This is a genomic window from Rheinheimera sp. SA_1 (assembly GCF_001669775.1).
Lineage (GTDB): Bacteria > Pseudomonadota > Gammaproteobacteria > Enterobacterales > Alteromonadaceae > Pararheinheimera.
The window spans coordinates 111,053-132,976 of record NZ_LXWK01000017.1; the positions used below are offsets into that span (position 1 = coordinate 111,053).

General features: G+C 48.3%; 17 protein-coding genes. 5 read left to right on the forward strand and 12 right to left on the reverse strand.

The window, feature by feature from the left end; translation table 11 throughout:
• Window positions 1-19: 19 nt before the first annotated feature.
• Entirely contained in the window at window positions 20-1,645 is a 1,626-nt protein-coding gene (locus A5320_RS16075) for a tetratricopeptide repeat-containing response regulator (protein WP_068067149.1), read from the reverse strand.
• A 214-nt stretch (window positions 1,646-1,859) separates the two neighbouring features.
• On the opposite strand from A5320_RS16075, the gene tal reads away from it, so the two are divergent.
• From tal to A5320_RS21760, 3 genes are all read left to right on the forward strand, one after another.
• Window positions 1,860-2,813, forward strand: a complete 954-nt coding sequence (gene tal, locus A5320_RS16080) for a transaldolase (protein ID WP_068067151.1) — start codon at window positions 1,860-1,862, stop codon at window positions 2,811-2,813.
• Between the two features lie 42 nt (window positions 2,814-2,855).
• On the forward strand, window positions 2,856-4,469 hold the full coding sequence (gene pgi, locus A5320_RS16085) for a glucose-6-phosphate isomerase (protein WP_068067154.1): 1,614 nt from the start codon (window positions 2,856-2,858) through the stop codon (window positions 4,467-4,469).
• A 247-nt stretch (window positions 4,470-4,716) separates the two neighbouring features.
• Window positions 4,717-4,893, forward strand: coding sequence for a DUF3545 family protein (locus A5320_RS21760; RefSeq protein ID WP_082971827.1), 177 nt, complete (start codon window positions 4,717-4,719; stop codon window positions 4,891-4,893).
• 168 nt (window positions 4,894-5,061) lie between these two features.
• On the opposite strand, the gene ung is transcribed toward A5320_RS21760, so the two are convergent.
• The 7 genes from ung to A5320_RS16120 all read right to left on the reverse strand — a co-directional run bounded on the left by ung (window position 5,062) and on the right by A5320_RS16120 (window position 12,784).
• The gene (gene ung, locus A5320_RS16090) at window positions 5,062-5,724 is read right to left on the reverse strand and encodes a uracil-DNA glycosylase (protein WP_068067157.1); all 663 of its coding nucleotides are present in this window, start codon (window positions 5,722-5,724) and stop codon (window positions 5,062-5,064) included.
• 69 nt (window positions 5,725-5,793) lie between these two features.
• Window positions 5,794-7,083, reverse strand: coding sequence for a threonine synthase (gene thrC / locus A5320_RS16095; protein ID WP_068067160.1), 1,290 nt, complete (start codon window positions 7,081-7,083; stop codon window positions 5,794-5,796).
• A gap of 55 nt (window positions 7,084-7,138) precedes the next feature.
• Window positions 7,139-8,077 carry a homoserine kinase gene (gene thrB / locus A5320_RS16100; protein WP_068067164.1) on the reverse strand — a complete coding sequence of 313 codons (939 nt, stop codon included), beginning with the start codon at window positions 8,075-8,077 and terminating at the stop codon, window positions 7,139-7,141.
• A gap of 2 nt (window positions 8,078-8,079) precedes the next feature.
• Complete coding sequence (gene thrA, locus A5320_RS16105) at window positions 8,080-10,545, reverse strand: bifunctional aspartate kinase/homoserine dehydrogenase I (protein ID WP_068067166.1); 2,466 nt, start codon at window positions 10,543-10,545, stop codon at window positions 8,080-8,082.
• A gap of 291 nt (window positions 10,546-10,836) precedes the next feature.
• Window positions 10,837-11,808 (reverse strand): sensor domain-containing diguanylate cyclase, encoded by a 972-nt coding sequence (locus tag A5320_RS16110; protein WP_068067168.1) that lies wholly within the window; start codon window positions 11,806-11,808, stop codon window positions 10,837-10,839.
• Window positions 11,808-12,422 (reverse strand): chemotaxis protein, encoded by a 615-nt coding sequence (locus tag A5320_RS16115; protein WP_068067171.1) that lies wholly within the window; start codon window positions 12,420-12,422, stop codon window positions 11,808-11,810. Before A5320_RS16115 ends, A5320_RS16110 begins: the two co-directional genes overlap by 1 nt.
• The gene (locus A5320_RS16120) at window positions 12,419-12,784 is read right to left on the reverse strand and encodes a response regulator (RefSeq protein ID WP_068067174.1); all 366 of its coding nucleotides are present in this window, start codon (window positions 12,782-12,784) and stop codon (window positions 12,419-12,421) included. The genes A5320_RS16115 and A5320_RS16120 overlap by 4 nt, the downstream gene beginning before the upstream one ends.
• Window positions 12,785-13,107: 323 nt before the next feature.
• On the opposite strand from A5320_RS16120, the gene A5320_RS16125 reads away from it, so the two are divergent.
• Both A5320_RS16125 and A5320_RS16130 read left to right on the forward strand, forming a co-directional pair.
• Window positions 13,108-14,850, forward strand: coding sequence for an ATP-binding protein (locus A5320_RS16125; RefSeq protein ID WP_068067177.1), 1,743 nt, complete (start codon window positions 13,108-13,110; stop codon window positions 14,848-14,850).
• Window positions 14,851-14,985: 135 nt separating this feature from the next.
• A complete protein-coding gene (locus tag A5320_RS16130) occupies window positions 14,986-15,885 on the forward strand; it encodes a recombination-associated protein RdgC (protein ID WP_068067180.1) in 900 nt (299 codons plus the stop codon).
• 66 nt (window positions 15,886-15,951) lie between these two features.
• Here the strand turns inward: A5320_RS16130 and A5320_RS16135 are convergent, their stop codons facing one another.
• The 4 genes from A5320_RS16135 to A5320_RS16150 all read right to left on the reverse strand — a co-directional run bounded on the left by A5320_RS16135 (window position 15,952) and on the right by A5320_RS16150 (window position 21,697).
• Window positions 15,952-16,791, reverse strand: a complete 840-nt coding sequence (locus A5320_RS16135) for an HDOD domain-containing protein (protein ID WP_068067187.1) — start codon at window positions 16,789-16,791, stop codon at window positions 15,952-15,954.
• Between the two features lie 16 nt (window positions 16,792-16,807).
• Window positions 16,808-17,233 (reverse strand): HIT domain-containing protein, encoded by a 426-nt coding sequence (locus A5320_RS16140; protein ID WP_197490154.1) that lies wholly within the window; start codon window positions 17,231-17,233, stop codon window positions 16,808-16,810.
• Window positions 17,230-19,872 (reverse strand): hybrid sensor histidine kinase/response regulator, encoded by a 2,643-nt coding sequence (locus A5320_RS16145; protein ID WP_231916753.1) that lies wholly within the window; start codon window positions 19,870-19,872, stop codon window positions 17,230-17,232. The genes A5320_RS16140 and A5320_RS16145 overlap by 4 nt, the downstream gene beginning before the upstream one ends.
• Before the next feature lie 271 nt (window positions 19,873-20,143).
• Complete coding sequence (locus tag A5320_RS16150) at window positions 20,144-21,697, reverse strand: M17 family metallopeptidase (RefSeq protein WP_231916754.1); 1,554 nt, start codon at window positions 21,695-21,697, stop codon at window positions 20,144-20,146.
• Window positions 21,698-21,924 lie beyond the last annotated feature (227 nt).

Consider the following 21,924-nt stretch of genomic DNA (forward strand, 5'->3'; position numbering starts at 1 on the left):
CGGGCTAGTTCAGACCAGCTCAGGCCAGCTGTAATAATGAGCTCAGCTCTTTCATTACCGCCTGAAACCGGCGTTGATTGGCATCCGACAACTCACTTTGTTCGAGGATCACCACACAACGGCGCGCCAGCCGGGCACTGTCTTTGTTCACCCCACCAATTTTACTGATGGTTTGCAGCAGATTCAGGGCCAGACTTGGGTTGTAGGGCATATAGTCAAAGGCTTTATTAAAGAACTCCAGCGCCCGGCCAAAATAACCATTCTGGTAGGCGTCCAGGCCATCGTTGTTCAGGGTCTTAATTTCTTCTCGCAAATTATCGTGTTGTTTGTGTTCGTGTTGGATCAGCACCGTTAGCGTATTTGCCAGCAAATCTTCGTGATTCACCACTTCGCTGAGTTTTTCCATATATTCATCAGAGCGTGACAAATTACCGGCCTCAAAATAGGCCTTGGCTTTATCCAGACATGCTTCCACCGACAAAGTACGGCTACCCTCCGCTGCATCACTTTTCACCAGCAAATCCCGCGCTTCGTCAATATTGCCTTTGAGAATATTGATGCGCGCCCGCACCGCCAGCTCTTCGTGGATATAAGTTTCGAGCGAAAATCTTTTGCCGATATTGCCAAGAATTTCATCGGCCTTTTTTAATAATCTGGCTTGCTCCAGTTTGTTGACGTCTTTCGCCTGCTCAATAATCGCCCGCACATAATTCAGGAAGTTATCGGGCGTGTCGTAAATGGAATAACGCGCTGCATTCAGTAACCGTGCGTACACCTTCACTGTATCTTCTTTTAAACCGTTGATTTCCGCCAAATTGGCCAGGGCTTTTTGCCGCTGATAGTTTTTGGGTGATAATTTGGTGACTTCACTTAAGGTTTCATAAGCGTCTTTCAGCAGCTGCCGTTTGATGAACAACCGCGCTAACCAGTCCAGCGCTTCGACTTTGGTTTCGTCCATCCGCGACAATTCACGCAGTTCAAACTCGGCTTCCAGCCAACGCTGCTGACAAAACCGCGCTATGGCCTGGCCTAAACGAGCCCAGGCATAGTCACGCCGTGTCAGAATATGGCCATAAAGTTGCTCTGCTGCCTGAAAATGTTCCATCTGCAGCAGTAATTCTCCTTTGAGACGGACGGCAAAAATGGCAAAATCAGGGTCAGATTTAATCACGGTTTCGCAGGAATTGGCCGCTTCAACAAATAAGCCCTGGTGAATTTCATCATAGGCTTTGGCCAACGACGTTTTTATCTGCAAAGCGCGCAGCAGGCGCTTTTCCAATTGAATAAAGGTAAAAGGTTTCAGTAAATAGCTGTCAGGTTGCAGTTCCACTACGCCGTGAACTATCTGCCGCTGACTTTCGGCACTGATAATCAAATAACAACATGAGCTTTTTAATAAACTCAAATGACGCAGTGCTTCAAATAACTGATAACCGTCTTTACCCTCACCGAGGCTAAAATCGGACAGGATAAAGTCATATTCAACTTCGGTACAATTGGCAATAGCAGCATTGGCATCGGACACTGTTGCAATATGTTCGAAACCTATTTTTTGTAACATGCTTTTGATTGACGCGCGCACAGGATCACAATCATCAACGACCAGGACTTTTTTGTGTTTGTAAAATTTGGGCGTCAACGTCATTACGGCCTTAACAAATCAGAATCGGCGATGGGCGGCTCTCGGGTGACAACACGTAAAACGTGATAAAACTACTATAGTAACACGATAAAAATTGAGCAACTGTTTGGCAGGAATTCAACATTTACCCGCATTATTTGTTGTAATATTCCTACAAATAAATAGAATCGAAGGCAATTTCAGCATTTAGCTGACCAATAAATGGTAATTAAACGATATGAGCACATTATTAGCCCAACTAAAAGCTGTGACGACCGTTGTTGTCGACAGCGGTGATTTAAACGCCATCGAACAATTCCGGCCGGTTGATGCTACCACCAACCCATCTTTGTTACTGAATGCCAGCCAATTAGAGTTTGCGAAACCTTTATTGGCTCAGGCAGCTGCTTACGCAAAAGCCAAAGCTGCGGATCAGTCGTCACAACTTAGTCTGGCGTCTGACAAATTCGCTGTTGATGTCGGTACCGCCATCAGCAAACTGGTGCCGGGTCGCGTTTCAACTGAGGTTGATGCCCGTTTAAGCTTTGATACGCAGGCCACTATTGCCAAAGCGCTGCAGCTGGTTGCGCTGTATCAGGAAAATGGCATTGGCAAAGATAAAATTCTGATCAAAATTGCCTCCACCTGGGAAGGCATTCAAGCCGCCCGCGTGCTAGAGCAACAGGGCATTCAATGCAACCTGACGCTGTTATTCCATATGTGTCAGGCTCGCGCCTGCGCCGAAGCTGGTGTGTTCCTGATTTCGCCTTTTGTTGGCCGTATTCTGGACTGGTACAAAGCCAGCACCGGTCAAAGTTACGATGCCGAAACCGACCCTGGCGTGATTTCAGTACGGGAAATTTACCGTTATTTCAAACAACATGGCCATAATACTATTGTGATGGGCGCAAGCTTTCGCAATATCGGTGAAGTACTGGCGCTGGCCGGTTGTGACCGTTTAACCATTGCCCCGCCATTGCTGGACGAGTTGGACAAACAAACGGGTGATCTGACAGTGTATTTAAAAGACACTGGCGCCACCACCGCAAAACCGGCCAGTCTGACTGAAACCGAATTCCGCTGGGCACTGAACGAAGACGCCATGGCAACCGAAAAGCTGGCTGAAGGCATTCGTAAATTTGCTATCGACCAACGTAAACTGGAACAAGTGATTAGCCTGGCGCTGCAATGATCCACGCCCGACACACCACTGATTTTGCACAAGGAGTTTAGAATGCCGTCTGCAGTTTGGCGCGAGCTGGCGCAACTTGCGAAACAACCATTAAACCTGCGGCAGGAATTTGCTGCAGATCCAGAGCGCGCGAAGCGATATGCGCTAAACGCCTGTGGTATTGAGCTGGATTATTCTAAAAACCTGATTAACGACGCCATCTGGCAACATTTACTTGGACTGGCGCAAAATAGCGATTTAACCAGCAAACGGACACAGATGTTTGCCGGTGATAAAATCAACAGCTCTGAGCAACGCAGTGTCTGGCACACCGCGCTGCGCGCGCCTTTGTCAGCGAATCTGACTTTAGATGATGCGGATATCAGCGCCGAAATCAGTGCCTGCCATGCGCAGATGTTTGCGTTAGTCGAGCAACTGAACAGCCTGCAATACTCTGGTTATACCGGAGAGCCGATCACCGATTTAATTTGGATCGGCATCGGGGGCTCGTTATTGGGCCCGCAAATGGCGGTAGAAGCACTCACACCTTACAATATCAGCCCGCTGCAAATTCATTTCGCCGGTAATATTGATGGCGCTGTAGTCAGCGATGTGGTGAAAGGTTTGGATCCGGCGACAACACTGGTGTTTGTGGCTTCCAAATCCTTTGGTACTGAAGAAACCAAACAAAACGCTTTGGCCATTCGTCAATGGTTTACCGACAACGGCGCCGATCAGGCAGCGATTGCCCGTCATTTCTGGGCTACCTCGTCAAATATTAAAGCTGCAGCTGAATTTGGCATCGAAAGTGACCATATTCTGCCGATGTGGGATTGGGTTGGTGGCCGGTATTCGTTGTGGTCTGCCATCGGTTTTCCACTTTGTCTGATGCTCGGCACCGTGCAGTTTAATCAGCTGCTGGCTGGCGCCCATGCCATGGATCAACATTTCCAGCAGGCTGAACTTGCCGAAAATATGCCGGTGATTTTGGCCTTGTTGGGTGTTTGGTATATCAATGGTTTAGGTTGTCAGACCCAGGCACTATTGCCATACAGTCATTATCTGCGACTGTTGCCGTCTTATGTGCAGCAACTCGATATGGAAAGTAACGGCAAAGGTGTCGATATCGCAGGTGACGCTTTAACTGCGGCCACTGCACCGGTGATCTGGGGCGACGCCGGCACCAACGGCCAACATGCCTACCACCAGTTATTGCATCAAAGTGCATTGGCGGTACCTGCTGATTTTATTCTGCCGATTAAACCAGCCCATGATCTGCAGGATCATCATCATCGCTTAGCCGCGCATTGTTTTGCCCAGACCCAGGCGCTGATGCAAGGCAAAACGCTGGACGAAGCCACCAGTGAAGTTCTGGCTGCCGGCGGCACTGCTGCACAAGCGGAAGCACTTGCGCCGCATAAAGTATCGCCAGGCAATAAACCGAGCAACACCCTGTTGCTGCCAGAACTGTCGCCGTTTTATTTAGGCGCGTTATTGGCGTTGTATGAACATAAGGTGTTTGTGCAAGGCGTGCTTTGGAATATCAATTCCTTTGATCAATGGGGCGTCGAGCTTGGCAAACAACTGTCGACACCGATTTATCAGGTGTTGTCGGGTCAGCAACAGCATCAGTTTGATGCATCGACTGAGCGGTTGATTAAGTTGTTTCAGCAATAATCTGTAGTGATGATTTCGCGAAGTTATCTTTATTAGGGCCGCAGTTTGTGGCCCTTTTTTATACAGTAATAGTGCCCTCCTCTTGTCTGCCGGTTTTCTGCAATCAGACCAATCCAAACCCGCCTTCATAAAATTTATCGCCAATTGTTCATTTTCAATTCATTTTTCTGTCATCTGACTATTTTAATTTGTCACAAAGTGTGATATCAATTTTGGCGATAATAACAACAACTCAGCGAGGTGCAGTATGGAAAGCTTTGAGGACTTACTGAACATGTTGGAGCGCCCAGCCGCGAAAAGCAGTCGAGCGGTGAAGCGCAAATGGCGCGAAATCGAGGCCGTCAAAGAACGGCAGAGATTACGCAAAGAGCTCGAAGACATTGACTTTAGTTTCGACGACGACCTGATTGAACAGCTGATGTAACCATTTAAAGCCCTCCTTTTTTACGGTGGGCTTTTTAGTTTCTGGCGTTCAGCAAACCGCACCATAATGACTGCAGCTTAAAGGCTGCGGTCGTTATCTCTAATGATGAGTTACTGCCAAAAGGTTGATGTTCTCACCTAGCCGCAATAAAGTGGACTGCCGTTACCTCTATACCTGCCATTGCACAGCTGTTTTGCCCTGCGCTGTTAACCACTGATTGGCCGCAGCAAAATGGCCGCAGCCCAAAAAGCCACGATGTGCCGACAAGGGCGACGGGTGTGGCGCTGTCAGAATGTGATGTTTGATACCATCAATCAGCTTTTGCTTTTTGATGGCGTGTGAACCCCACAGCAAAAACACCACAGGCTCGGATTTGCTGCTAATGGCGCGAATGACGTTATCGGTAAATTGCTCCCAGCCTAAATGCCGGTGCGAATTCGGCTGATTGGCGATAACTGTCAGCACGGTATTGAGCAGCAATACGCCCTGCGTCGCCCAATTTTCCAGACAGCCATGTTTGGGCATCTGAAAATCCGGATACTCGAGGGCCAGCTCTTTGTACATGTTTCGCAGCGAAGGCGGGATAGCGACACCAGGACGTACCGAAAATGACAAACCATGCGCCTGATTCGGCCCGTGATAAGGATCCTGCCCAATAATCACTACTTTCAGATTGTCAAAATCAGTGAGTTTAAACGCCGAAAACACATCGGCTTCCGGCGGGTAAATCACTTCCCCGGCGGCGCGCGCCTGCTTAACCGCGTCTATAGTTTGCTGAAAATAAGGCTGAGATTTCTCAGCCCCAATCACATCATGCCAGTTTAGATGCACTATCGAATTCCTTGAGCGAGAGTCGGGTAACCCTAGTTATCTGAAGCTATCGCTGCAAGTAACCAACAATTACTTTTCCAGCGACAACAGAACTTTACGCAATTCTACAAAATCCGCCGCCATATCAACAGCTAAACTTGCCTCACCGGCAACGGCAGCGAGCGCCGGCGGTAAAGCGATTGGATTACCGAGAATATTCTCGACCTGCTCTTTAAATTTCGCCGGATGAGCAGTGCCTAAGAAAATCCCAAATTCACCAGGTTGCAGTTCACGTTTTAACGCGCGGTAAGCGACAGCGGCATGTGGTTCACTTAAATAACCCAGCTGGGCCAATTGGCGCATTGCCAATTGCGTGTCTTCTTCATCGACCATGGTGGTGACTAAATCGCTACGCTGAATGACACCTTGCGCCAGCAAGTCTTCGACCCGTGGCCAGTTATTTGGCGCGCTGACGTCCATCGCATTGGATAAAGTTGCGACTGTCGGATTAACCTGCCAATCGCCACTTTGCCAATAACGCGGCACAGTATCATTGGCATTGGTGGCAGCAATCATTCGTTTAATCGGTAAACCTAACACTTTGGCAATTAAGCCCGCCGTTAAATTACCAAAGTTGCCGCTGGGTACCGAAATCACGATGTTGTCGCGTTTATCGGCTGGCACTTGCGCCACAGCTTCAAAGTAATAACATATTTGCGCAAACAAACGGCTGATATTTATCGAATTGGCCGAGTTGATATTCAGGCGTTTGACCAATTCGCGGTCATTAAATACTTCTTTCACCAACGCCTGACACTGGTCAAAATCGCCATCCACCGCCAGCGTATGAATATTTTTACCCAAAGTGGTGAACAATTTTTCCTGCAGCACACTGATTTTTCCTTTCGGGAATAAAATCACCACTTCGGCACCAGCGCGTTGGTAAAAGGCATGGGCGACTGCAGCACCGGTGTCACCCGATGTTGCGGTGACAATGGTGGTATTGGAAACGCCCGAGCGTTGCTGCGATGCCATTAAAGCACGCGCCATAAAACGGCCGCCAAAATCTTTAAAGGCTAAGGTCGGACCATGGAATAGCTCCAGACAGGCAACATCCTCGGTCACCCTGGCTAAAGGTGCACCAAAAGCAAAAGCTTCTGCCACCAGCGCTGATAATTCAGCTTCTGGTAATTCATCGCCAATCAATGCCTGTAAAATAGCGGCGCTGCGCTTGGCAAAAGGCTGCGCCAATAACGCATCCACATCGAGCGTTGGCCAGCTGTCCGGGAAAAACAACCCTTGTTGCTCGCCCAAGCCAATCCGCACCGCTTCTAAAAAGCTGACTTGCTGAGTTGGTACTTTGATATTTCTTAACTGCATTTCACTGAATCCTGTTTTATGTACTGCTTACAAAATCGGCTTTAAAATTCTGCTGTTAATCTGCTAACACCCGCGCACCAGCTGTATCCAAGGTACAAATATGGGTCATTGCATCCTGATTTTTTTCATAATGTTCGCGAAAATAATCCGCCGCAAATTGCGTTTGTTGGTCGTTCTGACAAACCGCAAACAACGTCGGCCCGGCACCGGAAATACCAACATGACCAATACCTGCCGCCATTAATGCTGCGCGAATGGGCGTCAGCTCCGGAATTAGCGGCAACCTTGCAGGTTCTGCCACTAAATCCTGCAACGCGGCAAAAGCTTCGGTTTCATCCTGGCAATACAAAGCGCTGACAAACCGCGACAACATATTGGCAAAACGGATGCTGTGCTTCAGGCTCAGCTCTTTTGGCATCACTTCCCGCGCCGCTTTGGTCGACAGCACAGTGCCCGGATAACACAGCACTACTTGCCAGTGGGCAAACCATGGCAAAGGCCGACACAGCAGCGGACTTTCCGGCAGCATCAGCTGTAAACCACCGTACAAAGATGGCGCGACATTGTCGTAATGCACCGCGCCACTGACGCCACCTTCACAAACAGCGGTCAGTTGCAGCAGCTCAAAATCCGATAACGGTTTACCGAAATAGTCATTAAAGGCAAAACAAGCCACCACAATAGAGCAGGCGCTGGAACCTAATCCACTGCCAACCGGCAGATGCTTTTTCAGGTGCAACTTTAATCGTGGCAAAGTCTTACCGACCTTTTGCTCAAAGGCGTAAAAGCACTTGATCACCAGATTGTCGGTGACATCACCCGGCAACTGATGCACATAACGTCCTGAAAGCTTAAGCGTTAATTCAGCCGCTTCAGCTTCGATCACCAGCTCATCCCCCAATAACTCACCATTTTTTGGCGCAAAAGCAGCGCCCAGTAAGTCAAACCCAACCGAAAAATTGCCGGTTGAAGCTGGTGCAAAATACGACTTCATCGTTACATCTCCTGCTGCCAGCCAAGGGTCCGCATCACATCACCAAAGACCCCAGCCGCCGTCACCGCAGCACCGGCGCCATAACCACGCAGCACAAACGGAATTGGCTGGTAATACCGGGTGTGAATGGCCAGCGCATTTTCGCCGTCTTTGACTTTGGCGAGCGGATGGTTGCTATCTAATGCCTTAACCGACACCTTACACTTGCCTTGGTTAATTTCGCCGATATAGCGCAGCACCTTGCCTTGCGCCTCCGCTGCCGCCACTTTGTCGGCAAACCAGCTGTCTAGCTCTGGTAGCTGTTGCATAAAGTCGCTGACGTTGCTGCCTGGAGCAAAATCTGCCGGTAGTACCGATTCCACCGTCACATCGGTTAAATCCAGCTGCATACCGGCTTCACGGGCTAAAATCAATAACTTACGCGCCACATCCATGCCAGATAAATCATCACGTGGATCAGGTTCAGTAAAGCCCAACGCCTTAGCTTTGGCCGTCACATCGGACAGTTTAACGCCCTGCTCCAGCTCGCCAAACATATAGGACAATGAACCTGACAAAATTCCTTCAAATGCCATAAGCTCGTCACCGGCGTTCAGCAACCCCTGTAGCGTATCGATGACCGGCAATCCAGCACCTACGGTGGTTTCGTACAGGAAACGGCGGCGGTTTTTCTGCGCCACGCTGCGAAGCTCGCGGTAATACTCCAGGCTCGCGGTATTGGCTTTTTTGTTAGGCGTGACCACGTGAAAACCAGCGGCTAAGAAGTTGGCGTATTGCATCGCCACCGGCTCGGCACTGGTGCAATCAATCAGCACCGGGTTGGTTAAATGATGATCCTGTACAAACTGTGTCAGCGCGGCCAGACTAAACTGGGCTTTTTGATCGGTAATGCGCTGCTGCCAGTTGCTTAAATCGATACCCTGCCCATCCAATAACAAAGCTTTGGAATTGGCGATACCGTACACCGTCAGCCGCACATTACGTTGCTTTAAGAACTGCTGCTGGCGTTGGAACTGCGCCAGTAATTCGCTGCCAACCACACCACAACCGACCAGAAACACGTCGATACTCGGTACATGGCTGAAAAAGTTTTCATGGCATACCTTCACCGCATTACGACAGGCTTTTTGTTCCACCACTGCAGAAATAGAACGCTCAGAAGAATCCTGCGCAATGGCCACCACATTGACCCGAGCCTGTGATAACGAAGCAAAAAACTTCGCTGCTACACCCCGGTGCTGGCGCATGCCATCGCCGACCAGACTGACAATTGCCATATCCGACTGAATGGATAACGGCCGTAACAACTTACCTTGCAATTCCAGTTCAAACTCGGTTTCCAGCGCTTGTTTCGCCACGCCTAAATCAAGTTGCGCCACACAAAAGCTAATGCTGAATTCACTGGAGGATTGAGTAATTAAACTGACTGACACCTGCTCGCGCGCCATGGTGGCAAAGACGCGGGAAGCCATCCCTACCACGCCTTTTAGGCCAGGGCCCGATACGGTGATCAGCGCCAGATGTTCCAGGCTGGAAATGCCTTTCACCAGTGAATCGCCATTGTTATTGGCATCGATGCAGGTGCCTGGCGCCGCCGGGTTTAAGGTGTTTTTAATATAACAAGGAATTTGGTAACGCGCTAACGGGCCAATGGTCTTTGGATGCAGCACTTTGGCGCCAAAATACGACAGCTCCATTGCTTCGTCGTAGGACAAGTGGTCGATCAGCTGCGCCTGTTTCACCTGCCGCGGATCTGCGCTGTACACGCCATCAACATCGGTCCAGATCTCACAAACACTGGCGCGCAGACTGGCAGCGACTATGGCTGCTGAATAATCCGAGCCATTGCGTCCAAGCAGGCATAATTCACCTTTGGCGTTGCTGGAAACAAAACCCGCCATCACAAACACTTGTACCTGCTGCGGTGCGGCACTAATCGCGGCTGCAAGTGCCACCTCTGACGCGGCAACATCTGCCACTGCGTTTAAAAAGTCGCCCTGACTTTTCACGCACTGTACTGAATCCAGCGCTGCCGTCTGAATATGCAAACCTTGCAGCAGTCCGGTCATCAGCGCGACACTAAATTGCTCGCCTAAACCGAGGATCCTGGCTTTGATGTGATCCGGACAATATTGTAGTAAAGCAACACCCTGTAACTGGGCCGAAAGTGTTGCATATTGTGCTTCACGCACCTGCGTTAAAGTGTTATTGGCCGCTTCTGACAACTGCGCCTGCGCTTGTTGCTGCAGGCCAGATAACCGTTGTTGCCATTGTTGTAACACCGGCAGATAGTCGGTGCCCAAAAATGCCAGGTCAGTCAGTTCCACCAACATATTGGTGACACCCTGGGGTGCCGACAGTACCAGCGCAATAGGTTCTGCGCTAAGTTGTTGTTTTACAATGCCAGCAACTTCCAAAAATCGTTCAACTGACGCTAACGACGAACCACCAAACTTCAGCACCTTCATGTGTTTTCTCCTTTAAGAAACGCAAAAGGCCCGTGACTGGTGAGGTCACGGGCCTTTTTCAAGACAATACGCCGCCGACCTCCTACCCCGCAGGGTTGGTGGTAATAATCGTGGTGGTTGTATTGTTATTTTTATATTTCATGACGCTCATATGCTCAAAGTTTTAGACGTCTGTCAATCTAAATGCATAGAAATAATTGTTTTTTTGTCGTTAAACCAACACTTTTTGCCGTTGAACGACAAATATTCCAGTTTTGGTCGCACTGAAGGTGAACAAATAACCTTCGGCTCTTAGTTCACTTTCTTCTGATATTCGGTCTCACCAGCCAGATAACTGCAGACCCGATTACGGCCAGCACGCTTGGCGTTGTAAAGCGCCATATCGGCACAGCGGATCACATCATCATGCAACAGGTGTTGTTTTGGCAGCAATTCAGCCACCCCCATGCTGATACTGGCGCGAATGGTTTGTTGGTTAAACAACATCGGATATTCGGCTACCGCCTGACAAATCCGTTCCGCCACTTCTACCGCACCATCCAGACCGGTATCGGGCAGAATAATGCCAAACTCTTCACCACCGTAACGGCCGAACAAATCAGAATCACGCAGTAAACTGCTGATAAAAGATGCCAGTTGGATCAACACAAAATCACCACCCAAATGGCCATATTTGTCGTTTAGATCTTTGAATTTATCCAGATCAAACAAAATCAGCGACAAAGGATGGTGATAACGCTGCGCCCGATGAATTTCCTGCTTCAGTTGCTCTTCCCAATACCGACGATTCAGCACCTTGGTCAAGCCGTCCTGACGGTTCGCTTTTTCAAGCTCAATCAGCGTTTTACTTAAATGCTGCTGATACACAAAAGCATCGGTAGCATCTTCAATCAAAATGCAAATGAGTGGCTGTTCAGACTGCTCAGAATTTAACGGTAACATGCTGCAGTTTTGCGCCATATATTGGCTGCTGCTGGTGATGGGTCTTAGATGCGGTAACTTAAAAATATACTGCCGTTGCTCCCAGCTGCTAAAAGCCGGAGTGTTTAAATCCAGCACGCTCATCAGCTTCCGCTTCAGCCAGGCTTCCGGCAAATCGGCAAATACTGTAAATAACGATTTGCCCTGCACTTCGGACAACTGCAATGAAGCGTGACGTTCGACAAAAGCGTTTAGATAATGGATCTGATATTCGTCGTCGACCACTATCACACCGCTATTGAGTTGCGCCAGGATCGGACTGCTTAACCAGGCATGCGACATCAATAATCTTCCAGGATCCGATCAAGAATACGTTGGATATTGGTAACGGCTTCACCTGGGATCAGCAAAATCATGTCGCAATTAAAGGAGTGATCAACCAGTTGATAACTGATGTCAACTTTCAGCGCATGTTCCCAGTGAAACGAGGTACTGCGCAATAAACTCGACAAATCGCCTTTCACCGAAGACAACACCCGTGGCGCGCTGTAAGACAGGCTATTTTCGATTTGATCGGCTAAACCGTTTAAGAAGGTGGTAGTTAGAATAGAACTGATATCGGTCAACATTTCAATTTCAGAAACATCGCCCACTTCATAACCAAGTAAGGCTGAGATCTTATGGGCGTTTTCCATCTGATATAGCACTATGGCTTCGCCACGCACACCTTCATTGCCGAAAAAACCCTGGCTGACCAGTGCGGCTTCGGTATCCTGATAGCGGTTTTCAAATTCAGCAGGGATATGGCTGGCGCCAACTAAGGCGATCGAGGGTACTTGCAAATGCACAAAAGTATTGAGAAACCGGGCAAGTTTGTCACTGGCAAGTCCCATCGCCACATTGATGATTTCCTGCAGACAATCGCGTTGTTCTTCGCTGAATCCGAAAGTACTCATATCAATCCATACTGTTTTAAAATACTGTGCAGCTTGTCTTCATTGACCGGCTTATGAATAAAAGCTAAAGCGCCGAGTTCCATCACCCGCTTTTTCATCTCAGGTTGGATATCAGCAGAAATGACAATGACAAAACAGTCGATACTTTCGGCTTTGATTGCTTCCAGCACACCAATACCATCAAGCTCTGGCATGGTTAAATCGAGAAAAACCAGCCCAATTTCCTGTGCACGTAGAATAGCAAGTGCTTCTAAACCGTTACCGGCAGTCTGAAATTCAGCGTCAAAAGATTCAGGTAAACTCTTGCGCACTTGTTTACGCGCCAACAACGAGTCATCACAAATAAGCACTGGCAAAGCCATTAGGTACAGCCTCAATTAATTCTAATTATTCTGCGAAGTTACGGGCAAAATATAACCAGTAACCCTAGCTAATGCAACAGATACCCACAAATTGCCATACCAAATTTGCGGTTATTAACAAGCTTGCTTTAATTTTCAGCAAACCTGAAATTCAGCTATAGTTGCAACTGGAAAATGGCTTGAAACAACAACTTGCATCATGCTAAATCCAGAATCTTACAAATACCGGAACTAAATCTGACATTTCTATTTTAATTGTTGTTTTTTTTAGCTAATTTTACAGCACCGGATGGATATCCAAAGCTGAAATCACAGGTAGTCAGATGCAGCAAAAAAGTTTATCAAGGAAACTGCTGACCAAAGTGTTGTCAGTTTATTTCGTTTTAACCTTCGTGGTGACCCTGGGGCAGATTGTTGCTGAGTACTTTAATACCAAAAACCATATCAACGGCGAACTGGCAACGCTGCAACAAACGATCTCTGGCAGCTTGACCAGAGCCATCTGGGAGCTGAACACCACACAGGCGTTGATCATTGCCGATGGCTTGCTGGCGATCCCATCTATCGAAGGCATTATCGTGCGTGATGACAGCGGTGCTGTGATTACCCAGTTAGGTCAATATATCGATATCAGCGAGCGCTACAGCAATCAACTGGTGAAAGAAGGTGTGCGCCTGACCGAGCAAAAATCGGGCTTGTTTGGTTATACCTTTCCGCTGATTTTTGAATTTTCCGGCCGCGCCACCCAGGTTGGCGATGTGACGTTATTTTCCAGCCGCACTATCGTACTGGATCGGATTAAAATCGGCATCTACTTCCTGATCGGTAATGCCCTACTTAAAACTACCTTTTTAATTATTCTGTTTCTGATCGCCTTCCGTCGACAACTGACCTTGCCGCTGGCTGAATTAACCCAACAAATTGAAGAGCTTGAGCTGGATAATCTCGATGGCGCCAAAGTTGAAATTCAGCATGGGGATACCAACGAACTCAGCGTGATGGCGGATGCCTTTAACCGTTTAATTGCCAGGGTACAGGATTACAAAGGTCAGCTGGAAAACACCCAAAAACAACTACTGCAATCGAATGAAAAACTGGATCAACACAATCTGATTCTGGAGCAGGAAGTTGCCCGTAAAACCTCTGGCCTTAGCCAGGCAATGATGGATTTACAACAGCAAAAACAAGAGCTTGAAGTCAAGCAGCAAGCACTTCGCGAAGAAATAGAACGCCGTCGTCACACCGAAGAAGCCTTGCGCGGTAAACAAACCGAACTAGAAAAACTGGTCACCGACTTACGTCAGGCACAAGACCGGTTAGTACAATCAGAAAAAATGGCCGCATTAGGTGGTTTAGTCGCAGGTATTACCCATGAAGTGAATACACCGGTTGGCATTGGCGTGACTGCGACCAGTTTCCTTGCCGAAAAACTATCGGCACTGGAACATGCGTATCATGAAAAAAGCTTATCACCCAAGGCGCTGGAACATTTTATTGAAGAAGCCAAACAAGGTACTGAGTTACTGAACACCAATTTGATCCGCGCATCTGAGCTGATTGCCAGCTTTAAACAAATTGCCGTTGATCAAACCAGCGAAGCGATAAGAACCATCCAACTCGCTGATTATCTGAATGAAATCATTCGTAGTTTGCAGCCACATTTCAAAAAAACCAAACACCATATTGAGGTGAATTGCCCGGAAAACCTGATCCTCAGCTGTCCGGCCGGTGCCATTTCTCAGATTTTCACCAACCTGCTGATGAATTCCTTGATCCACGGTTTTGAAGATATGACCGAAGGTAATATCAACATCACCGTGGTTGATGAAGGCAATGTGGTAGACATCAATTATGCCGACAACGGCAAAGGTTTAACGCCGGAACAACTGGAAAAATTGTTCCATCCGTTTTTCACCACTAAACGTGATCAGGGCGGCAGCGGTCTTGGCACCCATATCACCTACAACCTGGTGCGCCAAACGCTGGCCGGCAGCATTCAGGTAAAAAGCGAACCTGGCCATGGTCTGGCTTACCACATTCGCTTTCCGAAGGTGTTGAAGCGCTAGCCATGCTCTAAAACAAGGATGGCCACTGGCACGTTGCTGCAACATTGAACAGCTGAGTTGTTGGTGGCCATGAAGCTGTTGTGCCGCATCGGGTAATCGGTATACTGGCTTTTTTTCAAAAGAGTCCGTCCGATTATGTGGTTTAAAAATCTGCGTGTTTACAAAATTACCGAAGCCTTAAATCTGGAGCCTGAAGCCTTAGAACGTGCGTTGACTGAACATAAATTCAGTCCTTGTACCGGTCAGGAAGCGGTCCGGATGGGCTTTACCTACCCGCTGCATCACAGCATCAAGCAGTATCACCACCAGCAACAACATTTGCATTTGTTCGCAGTAAAGCGTCAGGAAAAAGTACTGCCCGCAGCAGTCATCAATGAAGAATTGCAGCCAAAAATTGACGCGCTGGAAATGGAAAAAGGCCGGCCACTGGGTCGTAAAGAAAAGCAGGCACTTAAAGAAGAACTGATCCAAACTTTATTACCACGGGCATTTAGCCGTTCTACTGTGACCACAGCTCTTTATGATGCTGAAAATCAATGGTTTATTGTGAACAGCAGTTCAGCGGGTAAAGCTGAAGATGTACTCAGTTTGGTGCGTAAGGCACTGGGTTCGTTACCTGCACTGCCTTGGATTGACAACAATCAGCTGAATCTGGCCATGCAGCAATGGCTGACAGATCAGGATTTACCTACTGCTTTTAAATTGGGTAATGAAGCTGAATTAAAAGCTCCGGACGAAGAAGGCGCCAAAGTAAAATTCAGCAACCATCTGCTGACGGCGGCTGAAGTGCAAAGTCACCTCGAAGACAAGCTGGTCACTAAACTGGAGTTTGTGGTTGAAGGTCAAGCCAGCTTTATGGTCTGTGACGATGGCGGCCTGAAAAAGCTGCGCTTCCATGAAGTACTGGCCAATCAGAATGATGAATTAGGCTGGGATGATATGGTGCTGCGCCTTGATGCCGATTTGCTGGTGATGGCCAATGAACTGGCAGTATTACTCAAAGCGCTGCAGCAAGCGGTAACGCCAGCGGCTTAAGCTGACATTGCAGCCAGTGAGCCACAGCGGATATTGCAGCTCACTGGTTGTTGTCTTACAGCACTGTCAGACAAACAACGCTTTTGCTTCATTGTAAGCCAGTGCAATTGCCGGCTCCTGCATAAATGCCCTTTTACTGATTAACCCCACCAGCACATACGCATCCAGTAATTTATCTTGCTCCCGCCGATCCCGGTAATAATTGGCTGAAATAAGCCCCAGCCGGATAAAATCTACATAGCCGATACTGCCTTTAAATTCAGTCAGTTGCCAGCTGTGCACCACGTCAATAAAGGTGTCTGAGAATTCCCAGTTTTGCAAAATTGCTTCGCCAATCGGTGACGAAAACTCATCAATCGCATGCAATAAAAAGGTCTCTTCTCCGAAGACTTGTGGATGTTTTTCCGCTTCGGCCAGAATCGGTAATACCCCAATCCGATGCACCAGGGCAGCCAGTGTCAGGGTATCCAGATTCAGGTTGTCATGTTTGTGCTTGGGTAAATAAGCTTGCAGGCAGGCCATTGCCACGCAAGTGACATGCACCGTATCACGCCAGAGCTCAGCCATTTTGCTGGCGATTTCCGGAGTATGGCTGACGAAAAGTTGTTCCAGCGCCATTGCAGTTGCAATATTTTTCACCTGACTTAAACCAATCCTGGTCACCGCCTGGTTTAATGTCGACACTTTAATACTGCGTCCAATAAAAGCACTATTGGCAATTTTTATCATCCGCGCCGCCAACGCCGGATCCAACGCGATCACTTCGGCCATCGCATGCAGATTGATATCCGGATCATCGGCAGCCTGGCGTACTCTGACCGCGATTTCCGGCAAGGTTGGCAGCACCAGCATATTGGTCGCCAGTTTTGCCATTAACAAGGTAACTAATGCATTTTCGGCTGACATAACCCATCCTGTACCATTAAAACAAAGCCCAGCGCCGACATTCAGTTTGTAATTCAGTTTCGCCGTATGAGACGGCTGGTACTTTTCCCCACACCGGTGCAGGCCAGGCCGCATCCGAAGTGAAACGGCCGATATGATGCAGATGCAACTGCGGAACCATATTGCCAAGCGCAGCAATATTCAATTTATCCGGAGCGTAACATTGTTGCAGCAACCGGCTGAGCTTTTGGCTTTCCCGCCACAATAACTCTTGATCCTCATCAGTCAGATCAATGATTTCACGCACATCTGCTCGTCTAGGCACCAGAATAAACCAAGGGTAGTTTTTATCATTAATTAGCCGTAACTGGCACAAAGGCCAGTCACTGATCCATACCGAATCTTTAGCCAGCTGCGGATGTAACTCAAATTCGCGGCTAACCACTGCAGTTGTTACCGTCATGCCATGCCCTTATCTGTGACCTGAGACATTGGCTGCCTGCAGCTCAGATGCTGCTGCATCCGCCCTAAAATCAGCTGACAGGCCATCAAATCTGTACTTCGAGCCGACATTTCCAGCTCCGCTGCCAGCTGCGTGATCTCCGGAAACCCCATACTGCCGGCGCAACCTTTCAGGCTATGTGCTTCATATTGCAGTTTGGCTAAATCTGCAACCTGCTGATAATGTTGCAGCTCATTAATAAGCGAAGGTAATTTTTCGGCAAAGTCACGTTTTAACGCAATTATGGCCGGGTCTTGTTCTAACCGCAGCGCCAACTCTTCTTCCGCTGTGCGTTCCTTGTGAGTGTACTGTTTGATCATGGCGTAAAAGTCCTTTTGCACTATGGGTTTGGCCAGCAAATCCTGGCAGCCGGCTAACAAATATCGTTGATGATCTTCACGCATCACATTGGCGGTTAAGGCAATTATAGGCACATCAATGCCGGCGTGCCGGATTAATAAGGTCGCTTCTTCACCCCCCATTTCCGGCATCTGCATATCCATAAACACCAAATCAAATTCAGTAGCCAGCAGTTGTTCAACCGCTTGGTGACCATTGGCGACCATCACATAATCGACATTCATTTTGTTCAGCAATACCGAGACCAAGAGCTGATTATCGGTATTATCCTCTGCCACCAGAATTTTCAATTTACTGCTATGAAAATTATCTGGCTCAGGCTGCACACTGGCAGCCTGGTGTTCGTAAGAATCCACCAGACTTACATGTTGGGTTTCACAATTCATCATAATCTCAAAACAACTGCCAATGCCTTTAACACTTTCAACCCGGATGTCGCCCTGCATTTGCTGCATCAGCTTTTTCGAAATGACCAGCCCAAGCCCGGTTCCGCCAAAATTACGGGTTACCGTGGCATCAGCCTGAACAAAGGGCTGGAACAATTTATTCAGCTCGTCAACGGACATGCCGATACCGGTATCTTTAATTTTGATGATCAGTTGCTCGTCTCCGGTCAGGTAACTGACATGGATCACCACTTTGCCGCGCTGGGTAAACTTCAGTGCATTACTGGTCAGATTTAACAACACCTGGCGAAACCGCAGTTCATCGGTCTGTAAAAATTGGGGTAACGGATAATTCAACTCCAGCACGCAATTCAGATGTTTTGCCTGCGCCTGACTATTGGTTTGCTGATAGATATCATCAATCATCTGCAGAAAATTAAATGACTGGCTGGATAGCTCGAGTTTTTCGGCTTCAATTTTTGACAGATCAAGAATATCATTGATTAAATTCAGTAAATGGTCACCACTGCGCAGTACCCGCTGCAGGTAATCCGCCAGTTTTTCCCGTTCGGTTTCAATCAGCGCTTGTTCGCTAAAACCGATAATTGCGGTTAGCGGGGTGCGGATTTCATGACTCATATTCGCCAGAAACACGCTTTTCAGCCGGTTGGCTTGCTCGGCGGTTTCACGCGCCTGAATTAATTCCTGATTCGCTGCCGCCAGATTGCTGTTGGCCAGTGCCAAATCCTGCGTTCGCTGTAATACCTTATCTTCCAGTAATTGTTTATAGGCACGCTCCCGCTCCCGATAAACCCGCAACTGGCGCACCATCACATTAAAAGCGGCAAACATGTCGCCCAGTTCATCCTGCTTTTTAACAACCAGTAACGAGCTTAAATCACCCCGTCCAACAGCGGTCTTTGCCTCTGTCAGTACTTTAATCGGCTCAAAAATATAACGAACCAGAACCCAGTAGCACAGCAGAGGCAAACCAAGCGCGAATACTAAACTGCTGCCAAACAATATGAGCGGCAGTAAATTCATGCCTTCATGCAATTCGGATTCATCCACAGCGCTCACCAGCATAAAATCACCAGGTAATGACGCAGCTAGCACCAGCATCGGTTTTCCCAGCAGCACCACTGATTTCAGCCGTTCAGCTGCGACTGTTTGCTGAATTTGCCGGAAATTGGTTGGGGCAAAAGCACTCCCTACCAGATTGGGTTTGTCAGCGTAAGCAATATTGCCGCTGCCGCTTACTACCAAGGTTTCATGGTGTTCCAGTAGCTTGTCCTGCACCACGGAGTCAAGCTCCCGCATATCGACAGTGGCAACCAGATAACCCCATAACCGGTTGATATCAGAACTATTTTTAGCTGGTTGATAGACCTTTTGCGCCACGATCACTTTCAGATCATTTAAATCAGTTTCCCTGGAAATAAAAATTCCACTGTCATCGACCATGCTTTGTAACGACGAGAAATATTCACTGCGAAATTTGTTGACCGCGATATCAGGCAACGCATGAGCCGGTGCCGACGCGATCAGCTCACCGTTTAGTTTCAACAGTTTGACTTGTTGTACATCGTTGTGTTGCTGTTGGTATTGCAAAAGCAGCGGCTGTACGGCGAGATCAGAAGGTGCTGCTTCTGCCACAAAATGCTGTAACGTTGTTTGTTTTGCCAGCGTTATTAACGCCTGCTGCTGATAATTGAAGAAGTGTTCGAGTTTTTGCTGTTGGTTGCCAAGATGCCGGGCAACTTTGATATAGGCTTGGTGATTGAAAGTGGTACTGCTGTAGTAATAAGACAGGTAGCCGAACAAGACAGTGGGCAGCACTAACAACGGAAACATATAAATAACCAGAGTTTCGCGTAGTCTCATTAGTCTGTTGAACCCAAATCCGTCTGAATCTTCATGATATCCAGCATACCGAGCAAAGGCAGTGGTCACAACCTGTTTGGCGGCTAATATTCGCCGAGTTGGGTAAATAGTCGCGGCGACAGCACTCACTATCGCCGCGGATCAGTTCTTTTTAGCCGAATATCGGGTAAAAAACCATCACCCTAAGCTGCAATCCAACCTGCTGAAACTTCCAGGAAGGCAGCTCCGTACCCGCCTGTCACTATGAAAGATAAGTCGCCACAAGAGCAGTCACCGGCGCGGCCGAAGGTTTACCATGTTGCCAGTCGCCCCCATCGACACCACTGCCGGCTATATCGATATGGACATAAGGCAATGCAGATTCGGCAACGGCGGAAGCCTGGTCCAAGCCCGCAGCGACCACCAGAAATGCCATCGGGAATTGGTGACCGCGGGCGGTAACGGATGAAGGCGCATTGTTGCAACTCAACACATCGTCAGCGCAACTACGTGGTTTGATAAAAGTGAAATCTTCACGACGACTGCGCGATACTTCACTTGGGTCGCCCCAGATATCACCCTGCCGCGCCAATGTGGCCGACAATCCAAGTTGTAATGCGGCACCATTTTCAACCAAAGCAGTGTATGGACCCACAGCTCTGGCGGCATGACCGGTTAAAGTAGCGACTGAAAACAAGGTTGGATTCACCGCATCAACGGCGTCTTGTTTCAGGTGAGACATCAAATCGGCCAGCACCAGACGCCCTTCGGCATCTGTATTCCCAATCCGAACGCGCACGCCAGCATGGCTTTTAATAATTTCATCCGGCACAAAAGCATCTGAGCCGATACTGTTCCGAACCGCACCAATTTCGGCAATAACTTTTAATCCGGCTGGTTTTAGTAAGGCGACTGTTTTTAAAAAGCCAGCAACCGCTGCAGCTCCACCTTTATCACGGCTCATCCCGGCCATGCCGCCATTTATTTTTACATCAGCGCCACCTGTGTCGTACACCAGACCTTTTCCAGCGAACAATAATGTCTGGGTTACAGTCCCTTCCGGCACATATTCGAGACGGATCACCGCGGGTTTATGCCGCTCTACATGCAACGAGCTGCGGGCAACCGCCATCATTAATGGGTACTGCTGCTGTAGTGTTTCGACGTCCGTTTGTACCTGCACCGACACGGCTGAATCGGCAAAAGCCTCGACACAATAATCAGCAAAACGTCGTGGCGTCATCCGCTCTGGTTCAGTACCGCATAAATCACGCGCCAGTCGTTTGCCAGATTCAATGGCGGTAAGTCTGAAGGCCAGAGATTCGTCTATGCCAACCAGACCAAGTTGTTGTACAGGTTCTACCGCCGTTTCAACTAACGCCTCCCGGCCTTCTAACGGCTGCCACAGTGCCTGTGTCATCCCCAGATACACGACTTCGGCCGCCTTGGCAAAAGTTGGGCTACCGGCATTTTGCACCCAGACTACAGGCCTGACCGCGCCAGCATTTTTGGCCAGAACAATAGCTTGTTTTGCGGCGTCGGCAAAACTACGCACGTCGTCATAATCTCGGCCAAGTGGCCCGACCGGAGCAACGATACAGCGATGACCAGGCGCCAGCGCCGTGTGCAACAATACCGCTTCTTTACCAACGCGTTGATCAATGGCAGCAATCTGATTGACCTGCTGCTGCAGGTTATTGTCTGGAATTTCTGTTACTTGAGTACAAATCAAAATAAGTGCGTCAAATTGTGGATCGGTCAAAGCCGAGCTTAAGTCTGACACTGCAATGCAAAGAGGTAAGGCCATTGTTTTCATTATCCTTCTTTTGAAATTGGCAGCATTATCGGACAGTACTTCAGTACACACAAGATGATAGCGCATGATGCCATTCATGTGGCTGTCAGCGGCAGACTACAGCGCCGTTACCTTCCTTAGACAGAGAGACCAATTACAAACAACTAAACACCAGTACTGCGCACGTCAATCATTCATTTACTATTAAGATAAATTTATATAACTTACCTACAAAGTTTTCCGAAGAA